This window comes from Nocardioides sp. NPDC000445, assembly GCF_040300245.1.
Classification (GTDB): Bacteria; Actinomycetota; Actinomycetes; order Propionibacteriales; family Nocardioidaceae; genus Nocardioides.
The window spans coordinates 249947-261431 of record NZ_JBEPDH010000002.1; the positions used below are offsets into that span (position 1 = coordinate 249947).

At 69.8% G+C, this 11485-nt stretch carries 9 protein-coding genes; 6 read left to right on the top strand and 3 right to left on the bottom strand.

Annotated features, from left to right (window positions below; genetic code table 11):
* Window positions 1-33 precede the first annotated feature (33 nt).
* Window positions 34-1218, top strand: a complete 1185-nt coding sequence (locus ABT304_RS03715) for a glycosyltransferase (RefSeq protein WP_350713390.1) — start codon at window positions 34-36, stop codon at window positions 1216-1218.
* A 176-nt stretch (window positions 1219-1394) separates the two neighbouring features.
* Entirely contained in the window at window positions 1395-1637 is a 243-nt protein-coding gene (locus tag ABT304_RS03720) for a hypothetical protein (protein WP_160025614.1), read from the top strand.
* On the opposite strand, the gene ABT304_RS03725 is transcribed toward ABT304_RS03720, so the two are convergent.
* Together ABT304_RS03725 and ABT304_RS03730 are read right to left on the bottom strand one after the other, a co-directional pair.
* On the bottom strand, window positions 1634-2521 hold the full coding sequence (locus ABT304_RS03725) for a DMT family transporter (protein WP_350713391.1): 888 nt from the start codon (window positions 2519-2521) through the stop codon (window positions 1634-1636). The genes ABT304_RS03720 and ABT304_RS03725 overlap by 4 nt on opposite strands.
* An 80-nt stretch (window positions 2522-2601) precedes the next feature.
* On the bottom strand, window positions 2602-4362 hold the full coding sequence (locus tag ABT304_RS03730) for a hypothetical protein (RefSeq protein WP_350713392.1): 1761 nt from the start codon (window positions 4360-4362) through the stop codon (window positions 2602-2604).
* A gap of 271 nt (window positions 4363-4633) precedes the next feature.
* Between ABT304_RS03730 and ABT304_RS03735 the strand changes: the two genes are divergently transcribed.
* Both ABT304_RS03735 and ABT304_RS03740 read left to right on the top strand, forming a co-directional pair.
* Complete coding sequence (locus tag ABT304_RS03735; protein ID WP_160025617.1) at window positions 4634-5170, top strand: type III effector; 537 nt, start codon at window positions 4634-4636, stop codon at window positions 5168-5170.
* Window positions 5171-5503: 333 nt separating this feature from the next.
* Window positions 5504-6070 carry a hypothetical protein gene (locus ABT304_RS03740; protein ID WP_040757544.1) on the top strand — a complete coding sequence of 189 codons (567 nt, stop codon included), beginning with the start codon at window positions 5504-5506 and terminating at the stop codon, window positions 6068-6070.
* A gap of 126 nt (window positions 6071-6196) precedes the next feature.
* On the opposite strand, the gene ABT304_RS03745 is transcribed toward ABT304_RS03740, so the two are convergent.
* Window positions 6197-7363, bottom strand: a complete 1167-nt coding sequence (locus tag ABT304_RS03745) for a Fic family protein (protein ID WP_350713393.1) — start codon at window positions 7361-7363, stop codon at window positions 6197-6199.
* A 110-nt stretch (window positions 7364-7473) separates the two neighbouring features.
* Here ABT304_RS03745 and ABT304_RS03750 point away from each other — a divergent pair, with 110 nt between their 5' ends.
* Window positions 7474-10446 carry a hypothetical protein gene (locus tag ABT304_RS03750; RefSeq protein WP_350713394.1) on the top strand — a complete coding sequence of 991 codons (2973 nt, stop codon included), beginning with the start codon at window positions 7474-7476 and terminating at the stop codon, window positions 10444-10446.
* Window positions 10447-10455: 9 nt separating this feature from the next.
* On the top strand, window positions 10456-11409 hold the full coding sequence (locus ABT304_RS03755) for a metallophosphoesterase (protein WP_160025620.1): 954 nt from the start codon (window positions 10456-10458) through the stop codon (window positions 11407-11409).
* Window positions 11410-11485: the final 76 nt, after the last annotated feature.

Below are 11485 nucleotides of genomic sequence, written 5' to 3' on the forward strand. Positions count from 1 at the left end.
ACGTCACATCGAGGTCGCCGAAGGGCTACCTCGATGCCACACGATGTGGCCGTGCTCATCGCTCAGCTCGCGAACTTCGTCGGCCCCACCTCCGGCGGCATGAAGACGGCTCTGGAGGCCCTCGCCCGTGGCTATCTCGAGGCGGGCCACGACCGGCTCCTGGTCGTCCCCGGCCCGTACGACTCGGTCACCTCGACCGACCTCGGCGAGGTGGTGCAGCTGAGAGCGCCACGCGTGGGCGGAGGCTACCGGCTGATCATCGAGCCGTGGCGGGTGACCGACGTGCTGACCCGTTTCAACCCGACGAGCCTCGAGGTCAGCGACAAGTTCACGATGCTGCCGGTCTCCCGCTGGGCCCGGCGCCAGGGCATCGGGACGGTGCTCTTCTCCCACGAGCGGCTCGACGAGTACATGCCCACCTACACCGGCATGGACACCACCTCGAAGGTCTCCACCGCGCTGCTCAACCGGATGCTGGTGCGCTCCTTCGACCAGGTGCTGGTGACCTCCGACTACGCCCGGCACGAGTTCGAGCCGCTGGCCGCGACCGTCGGCTGCCCGATCGCGCAGGTGCCGCTGGGCGTCGACCTCGACTTCTTCCACCCCTCGCTCGGGCACCGCGACGACACCCTGAGGCTCATCCACGTCGGCCGCCTCTCCCGGGAGAAGTCTCCCGACCTCGCCGTCGCCACCGCCGTCGAGCTGCATCGCCGCGGGTTCGACGTACGCATGGACGTCTACGGCGACGGGCCACACCGTCCCGAGATCGAGGCCCTCGCCGCCGGGGCGCCGGTCGTCTTCCACGGGCACGTCTCCGACCGCCGGCGGATCGCCCGGGCGCTGGCCGAGGCCGATGTGGCTCTCTCCGTCTGCCCCCGCGAGACCTTCGGACTGGCCGTCCTGGAAGCCCTCGCCAGCGGTACGCCGGTGGTGACCGCCGACCGCGGCGGCGCCCGTGAGCTCATCGACTCCCGCTGCGGAGCCTGGGCATCGGCGCATCCTGTGGCGCTGGCCGACGCGGTGATCGACGTCGCCGAGCGGCCGGTGGTGGCGACCCGGCACGCGGCGCGCGAGCGGGCCGAGCAGTTCCCCTGGTCGCGCACGATCGAGGACATGCTGGAGCTTCACGAGAGCCTCGCGCAGGAGACCGCGCCGACCTATCTCCTCGCGCGCTCGCGGCAGCGGCAGGCGTCCCGTCGGGCTCGGCGCTACGCGTAGACCCTCGCCGAGCGAGGTCGTCAGAGTGTCGGAGCCGCGTTTTCTTTGTGGGGATAACGTTACTCAGCCGTGGTCGTTATCCGTCCGGGGCCGCTTCTTTGGCCACGTTCAGAACACGAAGACCTAGGTCTCGTCGCCATCCTGGTATTTCATGCCAATGACCATATGAGGGGCATATGAGCGAGTTGACCACCCAGGCTGCGGTGAAGCCGGTGACGCCGGAGCAGACCCACTTCGCCGACTCCTTCGGTCCGGTGTGTCGCGCGTACGGAGAAGATCCGCTGACCTCCTACGACTATCGAGACGTCACCTGTGGCGAGTGTCGGCATGCCGCGCCCTACATCAGCGCGCTGCCCGAGCACCTCAAGCCCAGGTCGACCAGGCGGCGCTCGTGGCCGCGGTCGATGCAGGACCGCTAGGACACCCGGATCTCGGTCCGCTCGTGCTGCACCGGCGTCCACCTGCCCGCCGACCGTGACCGGGCGAGCCCGACGATCCCGGTGACCAGCAGCGCGGCCGCGCTCACTGCGACCCACAGCGTGGGGGCCGAGGCGCCGAAGGCGACCACCGCGGCGACGTACGAGACGGTGGGGTTGGTGATCGTCATCGCCGCCATCGCCCAGGGCAGCGGGCCGGCGGCGAGGGCCGCCTGGGTGAGCACGATCCCGAGGCCACAGGTGCAGAGCAGCCCGTAGAACGCCGGCAGCGTGAGCAGCCCGGGGAATCCGTCGGCGGCGGCCCGGTCGGCGGTGATCTTCAGCAGCACCGAGGTCGTCGCGAACGAGCAGCCGGCCGCGACCGCCGTGGTCGCGGCCGCGACCGGTGGCGGGAACCGGTGGGCCACCAGCAGGAGTACGCAGATCACGACCGCCACGCACCCGGCGAAGAGCGCGACGCGGCCGACGTCGGCGTAGGTGCCGCCGCGATGGTCGTCGGTGACCAGCAGGATCACGCCGCCACAGATCGCGGCTCCGCTGACCCAGTCGGAGACCGTCGGCCAGTGGCGGGCCGCGATCGAGGCGAGGACGAGCGCGAAGAGCAGCTGCGTCGGCATCACCGACTGCACGACGGAGACCGATCCCAGGTGGAGCGCGACCGCCTGCACCGCGAAGCCGATCGCGTTGATCACCGCGCCGGTGACCCACAGCGGGTTGCGCACCAGCGCCAGCATCAGCTGCTCGACGCCGGCCATCCCGCCGCTGCGACCGGGCGCGAGCGCGCTGGCGCGCTGCTGGACGGCGGCGGAGAGCGAGAACAGGACGCATGCGCCGATGGCCAGGCTCACGGCCGCAGCATGATCCATGCTTCGACGCTAGACCCCGCGAGGAAAGCCCATCCGCCGCTCACGCGAGCATCGTGCGATCAGCGGATGAACCCTGAGGGTCAGCTCTTCACCTTCGCGCCCAGGATCTCGCCGTACTCGACCCCGAGGACCGAGGGGTCGCCGTCCTTCGGCACCAGCACCGCGACCGTGACCGCGGTCCGGATCGACAGGTTCTTGCCCGCCCGGCTGCGGAACTCGTCATAGGGCGGGTTCCACTCCCACTCGGTGCCTTGGCCACCGACGATCGAGTTGGTCGTGAAGTCCAGCATCGCCAGCACGCCCTCGGACGTCTGAACCGCGCGGATGCTCGTCTCGTCGAAGGGCTCGGCGGTCGTCTTGACCATGTCGACGCCCATGTCCGAGGCGTACGCGGCGATCTCGTCGCCGGGTTCGGCGAGCTTCTTGAACCCGTCGAGACCGTCGATCTTCTTCGGCTTCTCCAGGTAGGCGTCGATCTCGGCCGCGACCTCCTCGACCTGCTTCGTCGCCGCTGCCGGCACCGGGTCCGCGCCCTCCACCTCGGGCGGAACGGCCTTCTTCTTGACGCCGAGGCTGCTGCGTACCTTCCAGGGAGAGAGGGCGTCCTGCTGCTCATAGACGGCCAACCGGGTCAGCTTCGGCTTCTTCGCGCCCTTGACGCCGATCTCCACGACCGCCCACATCGGGTACTCGCTGAGCTGCACCGACCACACCCGCCCCGGCACCGCCGTCCAGGTGGACGGCCGGTCCCGGACGTCGAAGCCCTCGTTCACCGCGGAGGTGAGCCGGTCCTTGGCCAGGACCGGGCCGCTGTCGGCCTCTGCCCATGCCTCGGCCTTCCACTTCCCGGGCTGGTTGGCCTTGATCGCCTTGTTGTTGCGCTTGTTCCAGTCCTTCAGGAGGCCGGCTACGTCGTCCTTCCGCAGCGAGACCTTGCTGGGCTCGTCGAGCTCGACGGATGCGGGCATCGAGCACCCGGTCAGCGAGAACGCCACGACGCCGATCCCGGCCGCCATGCCCAGGCGGCGGTAGAGCCCGCCGGCCGGCGGGCGCGGCATGGCCGGGCGAGTCGGCGCCGGCCCCGTCGGCCCCATCGGTCCCGCCGGCCCCGTCAGGACCGGGCGGGCCGGCTGGGTCGGGTAGCTCGGCTGGGCGGGGTGGGGCGGCTGGGCGTACGAAACCGGCGGCCGGGGCGGCTGCCACTGGTCCTGGCGTTCACGTCTGCTGGTCAGCAGCAGGAGGACCGCGCCGACCAGCAGCAGGGCACCGAGGCCCGCGAGGCCCAGCGCGACCAGGAAGATCCCATCGAGCCGATAGCCGAAGGCGAGCTTGATCGGCGCACCGTCCCGGCTCGCGGCCAGGAACGAGACCGGCTCACCGGTCAGCGTCACGTTGAGCTCCTGGGTCCCCGAGCCCGAGACCGACTCGTCCCACCACGGTGCCTCGGAGGCATCCGGCACGCTCTCCCCCGAGCCCGCGGCACCGCTGACCCTGGTCAGCGGGGTCTTGGCGATCTCGACGGCCCTGGTGCCCTTGACGACGTCGAGCACGTCGACCGGGTTGCCGACACCGACGTACGCCTCCCCCATCGCCTCCACACGAACCGTGACCGGAAGCCGGTCGAAGGCGAACGCCTCCGGCGTGGAGTACGCCGCGCCCTGAGCGATCGGGGTCTCCTTGCCCATCAGGACGTCGTCGGGCCCAGCCGCGATGGCCAGACCCGCCCCGACGAGAAGGAGTGGGGCGCCGAGCAGTCCGAGGAGCACCGACAGGACGATCCTGCCGCCCTTCCTCGGCCGACCGGGATCAGCCATCACAGGTGCGTACGTTGCCGAGCTCATCGCGGCCTTCTAGGTGGGGGGTCCCGAGAAGTGGACGCGGCAATCTAGCGCGCTCGGCGAATTCCAGGAACCCATTAACCCGACCGGGCATGGTATTACCCGGCGGTATGGAACGTTTACGTCCACTTGGTAATTGTGAAGCCGTGTCGGACGGAACATCGCACGGTGAGCATCCCTAGCGTCATGAACCGCACGCGGACGTATCGAAGCGAGTGTTATCAGCTCGGCGGCCGCGCTGCGATCGATTCGATTTGACGATGAAAGGTATGAAATGAGCAAGAAGACAGGGCTGTTCCGCCGCGCCGCGGCCGTCGCCGCCTTCTCGGGTGTCGCCTTCGCACTGACCACCGGCACGGCCATCGCCGCTCCGGCGCCGACCACCGCCAGCGTCTCCTCCTCCGACCTCTCGCCCTCCTCGCAGAAGGCGTGGGAGGACTTCATCCTCGGCGGCTCCTACGTCGCCGGCGGTGCTTCCCAGATGGTCAGCGGCGCCTGGGTCGGCGCCCCGGGCCTGATCCTCGCCGGCGCCACCGGCTCCCCGATCACCCCGGAGCAGCTGGCTGCCTGGGAGAATTGGGACGAGGGCGGCCACAAGATCGGTGAGGGTGCCGCCATGATGGTCGCCGGCGCCTACGTCGGTGCCCCCGGCATCATCCTCGACCAGATCGCGGGCGGGGCGACCCCGAGCGACCTGTCGCCGAGCGAGCTCGAGCAGGTCACGTTCCTCATCCCGCAGGACAGCCCGGCGCTCGACGGTGTTCCCACCGAGCAGATCCCGAACCCGATGGCTCCCCTCGGATCCTTCTGAGCGGCGACATGACAGCTGCTGACCGGTCGTAGCTCCCACCACGATCCGATCGGCGCCGTCCCCAGATGGCCTAGGCGTGCACTCGTGCATGGCCGGGCCATCTGCGCATTTACGCGCGACCAGACAACGACGTTGCAGTTTGATGGAAATTACGTCATTACATTTCGTTCGGCACTTAGTTGACCCGAAAACCGCCGTGTCGCTTGCACTGATGACCCCCGATGCTCCTAGCATCATTTCCCGGATGCGAACGTATCGATGCGTCTGTTATCGGTCCGGGGGTCGCGTCCGTGCGTGATGTTTCAATTCGAATTGATCGATGAAAGGTACGAAATGAACATGAAGACAGGGCTGCTCCGCCGCGTCGCGGCCGTCGCCGCCTTCTCGGGTGTCGCAGTCGCACTGACCACGGGTACCGCCTCCGCAGCCGATGGCACCCACCACAACCGCACCGAGGCCGAGTGCATCAAGGAGAACTCCGCCGGTGCCTCCGACCTCTCGCCCTCGAGCCAGAAGGCCTGGGCCGGCTTCATCTGTGGCGCCGGTCAGGCGACCGGCGGCGCGGCCCGCATGGTCTCCGGCGCCTGGGTCGGCGCTCCGGGCCTCATCCTGATGGGTGCCACCGGCGGCGAGCTGAGCCCGGCGCAGAAGAAGGCCTGGGTGAACTGGGACGGTGGCTCGCACCAGGTCGGCAACGGTGCCGCCATGGTCGTCTCCGGCGCCTACGTCGGTGCGCCCGGCATCGTGATGGACAAGATCATGGGCGGCGCGATGCCGTCCGAGCTGTCCGACAGCGAGATGGAGCAGGTCTCGTTCCTGCTCCCGATGGACAACCCGGCTCTCGACGGCCTCCCCGTCGACCAGGTCCCGAACCCGCTGGGTCCGCTCGGCACCTTCTGAGGAACATGACCATGGCCGGGTGATCACCCCCTACCGACTGCTCGGCCACGTCACACAGGTGGCCCTGGGCGTGCACACGTGCACAGCCGGGGCCACCTGCACGTTTTCCACCGTGCTCAGGCACGTTCAGTCGTACGCCAGTGGCTCCTCGATCACGTCCATCACCGCTCTGGCGATCCAGTAGTGCCGGCCGCCGCGGCCCGACCGGCCGGCGGCCTCGATCCACCCGCGGCGCTCGGCGTCCTGGATCAGGTTGCGGGAACCCTGGTTGGTCAGACCGGTCGCGTCCTCGACGCGCTTGACGGTCAGGTAGGGGTTGGCGAACAACAGCGTGACCAGCCCGGACAGGTTGGCGCGCGAGGTGGCGGCCTCGTCGAGATAGCCCTCCCGGAGCGCGACCAGCCGCTCGGACCTGGTCGTGGCGTCCTCGGCCGAACGTCGCACCGCGGTGAGGAAGAACTGCAGCCACTCCTGCATCTCGCCACGTTCTCGGACGCTCTGCAGCCGCTGGTAGTAGGTCTGGCGGTGAGCCTCGATGTAGCCCGAGAGATAGAGCAGAGGCGTGGTCATCCGCCCCTCCTCCATCAGCATCAGGTTGATCAGCAGCCGCCCGATACGCCCGTTGCCGTCCAGGAACGGGTGGATCGTCTCGAACTGGTAGTGCATCAGAGCGCACCGCACCAGCGTCGGGCTGAGGTCGGGGACGTTGACGTACGCCTCCCAGTCGGCGATCAGCTCGGGCAGGTCGGGCGGGAGGGGTGGGACGTACGCGGCGGTGGTGGGGTTGTCGGTCGGCGAGCCGACCCAGACCGGGCTCCGCCGGAACTCGCCGGGGTGGCGCTCGTGACCCCGCACGCCGGTGAGCAGGGTCTTGTGGAGCTCGAGGACGAGCCGCTGGCTGAGCGGCCAGCTCCTGATGAGCTCGAAGCCCTGACGGGTCGCGGCGAGGTAGGCCTTGACCTCGGCCACGTCCTCGCTCCTGGTCGCCTGACCGCTGACCTCGTCCTGGAGGACCTCCTCGAGGGAGGTCTGAGTGCCCTCGATCCGGGAGGAGGCGACCGCCTCCTGGGTCAGGTAGGGCCCGATCAGCAGCTCGGGATCCTGGATCAGCGCGCTCACTCCCTGGAGGCGCCCCAGCGCGGCGTCGGCATCCGAGAGCGCCTTCACGGTGAGCGGCTGTAACGGCAGGTCACGCGGGATGTGGGCGGGCTTGTAGTACCAGTAGGCCCACTTGTTCCCCGGCTCGCGGGTCGCCCGGCCGAACTGCGGAGCGTCGTACCTCTCCGGATCCATGACCGGTCAACTTACCACTCCGAGGTCATTTGAGTTGGAAGTTGACGGGAACTTCCAAGCGGCTCTTGGAAGCTGCCCGCCAACATCCAACCGTCCCCTACGATCCACGCGTGACAACGCGTGCTCGGCGGGCACCGGCGATCCTGATCGCCTCGCTCGTCCTCCTGCTGGCGGTCGGGTTCGTGCTCGCCACGCAGGTCTCCGGCTTCCTCGGGATCAGCGCCGAGCCGGTCGCGGCAGCACCCGAGACGGCGAGCGTCGCGGCGGCACGGACGGCGACCGCACCCACCGTCGGCCGTGTGCGGCTGGCCGAGGACGAGGCGGGCCCCCGGGTCCGACTCGCGGCCGCGGCATTCCAGAAGGCGGTCGACGACTCCGGAGCCCGAGCCGGCGGCACGCTGACCGTGACGACCGGGACCGGCCTCGGCGAAGGCGCCGGGGCCGAGGCGTACCGGGCGACGAGCGACGGCACCGACATCCACCTGGAGGCCGCCGACGCGGCGGGGGCCGCGGCCGGGCTCTACCAGCTGGCCGACCGCGTGCGCACGGCCCGTCCGCTCCTCACCCCCGGCGAGGACGGCGAGGTGCAGCAGCCGGACCTCCCGCTGCGTCTCGTCGACAAGGGCGCGGCCGGCGTTCCCGGGACGGCCGCCGACTGGCGTACGGGCGAGGAGTACTCGCACAACAGCGGCCAGTTCGCCGACGCGATCCTCTCGGACGCGCCGTTCGTCGACACCGAGGCGCTCGCCGAGGACGCCGAGGAGTTCCGGACGTACGTCGATCATCAGCTCGGCCGGGGCTACAACGGCATCGTCATGCCCGGATTCCTCGAGTACGTCACCTTCGACCGCTTCGGCGACGGCGACGAGATCTATCCGACCGCCGAGGACCCGCACATCGCCCGAGCGCTCGCGATGCGCGAGCACTTCGGCTCGATGTGGCGGTACGCCCACGATGCCGGGATGAGGGTCTACCTCGGCACCGACATGCTCGCCCTGTCCACGCCGCTCCAGCGCTACCTCGACGAGCACGGTCTCGACGCCGAGGACCCGGAGACCTGGAGCATCTACGCCGCGGGGCTCGAGGAGCTTCTCGCCGAGATGCCGTACGTCGACGGGTTGATGATCCGCATCGGCGAGGGCGGCCGGATCTACCAGCTGCCCGGCTGGGACTACTGGTCGGAGATCGCGGTCACGACGCCGACGGCGGTCAAGGCGATGCTCGACGCGTTCACGACCGTCGCCGAGCACCAGGATCGAGAGATCATCTTCCGAACCTGGAGCGTCGGCGTCGGTGCGGTCGGCGACCTGCACACCAACCCCGTCTCGTACGAGAAGGTGCTCGGTGACGTGCACAGCGATGCGCTGATCGTCTCGACGAAGCACGTCGCCGGCGACTTCTACTCCTTCCTCCCGCTCAACCCGACCCTGGAGGTAGGCGGCCATCGGCGCCTCGTCGAGATGCAGAGCCGGCGCGAGTTCGAGGGGTTCGGGGCGCTCCCGAACGACCTCACCGCTGCCTACTCGGCGGCCCTGACCCACCTGGTCGACGCCAACCCGAACATCGAGGGAGTGTGGTCCTGGAGCCAGGACGGCGGCCCGATCCACGCCGGCCCGCGGACGCTCTACCTCCGCGAGGGCTTCTGGCAGCTGTGGGACCTGAACTCGTACGCGGCCTCGCGGCTCGCCTGGGACACCTCGGCCGAGCCGGGCGAGCTCACCGCGGACTGGGCGCGCGAGGCGTTCAGCTCGGACCCGGCCACGGTGCGGGCGGTCGGGGAGGCGATGGCGCTCTCGCGCGAAGCGGTGCTCGACGGGCTCTACATCGCGCCGTTCGCCGAGAACCAGGTGCGCGCGCTCGGGCTCGAGATCCCGCCCCAGACCTGGCTGTTCGAGTGGGACATCGTCACCGGAGACACGGCCGTCCTCAGCAGCATCTACGCGATCAGCGAGGACCGCCTGGACGAGGCGGCCGAGGGCGGCCGGGACGCGATCGAGACGGCCGAGTCGATGCGGCGGATCATCGCCGCGACCGATCCCTCGACCTGGCGCGATCCGGCGCTGCGTACGGACCTCCTGGCGTCGATCGACTACGAGATCAACCTGTTCCGGGTCCTCAGCGACTACCGCGCGATGACGATGTATCACGCCGAATGGCTCGACACGGGATCATCCGGGGCACGCGATCGATGGCAGTCGGCGCGGGCGGCGTTCGAGAGGTCGCGTGCCTCGCACGTGTCGACCTACGGCGACGACCAGGCCCACCCCGCCTTCCAGTTCACCGCCGCCGACATCGGTGCGAGGCGGGCCGACCGGGATCCGGCGATGGCCTGGATCGCTCGTGGGCTGCTCGTGCTCTCCATGGCCGGGCTGATCCTGGTCAGGCCGTTGCGGACCGCGCTGACGCGACCGTGGCGGCTGGGCCGTCTCCTGCGGGAGAGACCGGTACGTCGGTGGGAGCGGGTGGTTGTGCTGGTCCTGCCGCTGCTGGTGCTGGTGCTCGGCCGGTTGACCCTGACGTGGTTCGCGGCGCCCTCGCATGTGGCTCTGACCGTGGGCGCCTGGGTGTTGTTCGCGCTGGCGCTACGACTCCTGATCGGCCGACGCGACCCCTTCGCGCTCTGGACGGTTCTCGGCGCGGTCGTGCTGGTCCGGTCGGTGATCCTGATGGCGGCACTCGCCAACCGCGGACCGGGGCGCTACTGGTTCCTCTTCTGGACCGATCCGGGCCCTCGGACGTTCTACATCACCGTCGCGTTCGCCGGTTTCGGGCTGTTGTTCGTCGCCACGGCCCTGGCCCTGCGAAGCGCCTACGGGTTCACCCGTCGCGGAGCCGTGGGACGGGTCCTGATCGCAGCCGGGGTCCCGGTCGTCCTCGGCGGCGCGGGTGTCGCGATGTTGGGCACCGAACGCGCCCTGACGGTCTGGAACGACCAGATGGCGCTCATCCCCTGGGGACTCTCGCGCATCCTGGGCATCACCGTGCACCTCGGTATCCCGACGAGCCTGCCGTGGTTCGCGGTCGCTTGCGGAGCCGCCGCCGCGCTGGTCGGGGTCACCTTGAGCGTGCGGCTTCGCCGCTAGTCTGGCTCCGTGCAGTTCGGCCAGTATCCCGCTCCACGCCACACGATCGCTCACCTCTCCGACACCCATCTCTACGCCGGTGACGAGCGGCGCATCTACGGCAAGGTGGACCCCGCGCCCGGGTTCGAGCGGGCTTTGGCGCGGCTGCGCGGGATGCCCACCCCGCCGCAGGCGATCGTCTTCACCGGCGACCTCGCCGACCTGGGCGAGCGTGGCGCCTACGTGCGTCTTCGCGAGCAGGTGGAGCCGGTCGCGGCCGAGTTCGGCGCGGAGATCGTCTGGGTGATGGGCAACCACGACGAACGCGAGGTCTACTCCGAGGTGCTCTTCGGCGAGGCCTCCGACGCCCCGCAGGACCGCGTCCACGAGGTCGCGGGCCTGCGGATCATCGCCCTGGACACCACCGTGCCCGGCTGGCACCACGGCGACATCGATGACTCGCAGCTCGAGTGGCTGGCCGAGGTGCTGAAGGAGCCGGCGCCTCACGGCACGCTGCTGACGATGCACCATCCACCGGTGCCGCTCCCCCTCAACGACGCCAGCGTGATCATCGAGCTCGACGGCCACGACCGGCTCGCTCCGGTGTTGGCGGGCAGCGACGTACGCTCCATCTTGGCCGGTCACCTGCACTACTCGACCAACACCACCTTCGCCGGTATCCCGGTCTCGGTCGCCTCCGCGAGCTGCTTCGCCGCCGCCCCCGCGACCGCCGACCGGTTCTCCTCAGCCGTCGCCGGCCACCAGGCGATCTCACTGGTCCACCTCTACGACGAAGGCGTCGGTGGCGTGCCCGGCGCCCCGGTCGTGCACACCACCGTGCCCACCAGCGAGTCCCCCGAGGTCGCCGGCTTCCCCTTCTCGGTCGTCGAGAAGCTGGCCGCGATGACCGTCGCCGAGCGCCGCGACCTCTTCTCCCGCAAGGGCAAGGCCGCTCGCGCCCTGCGGCGTCAGCTTCGAGACTGACCAAGGACGGCCTCGATCTCCGACTCGAGGCTGATGTGGGCGTACGTCCGGGCCCGGAACGATGGCTGTGACACGT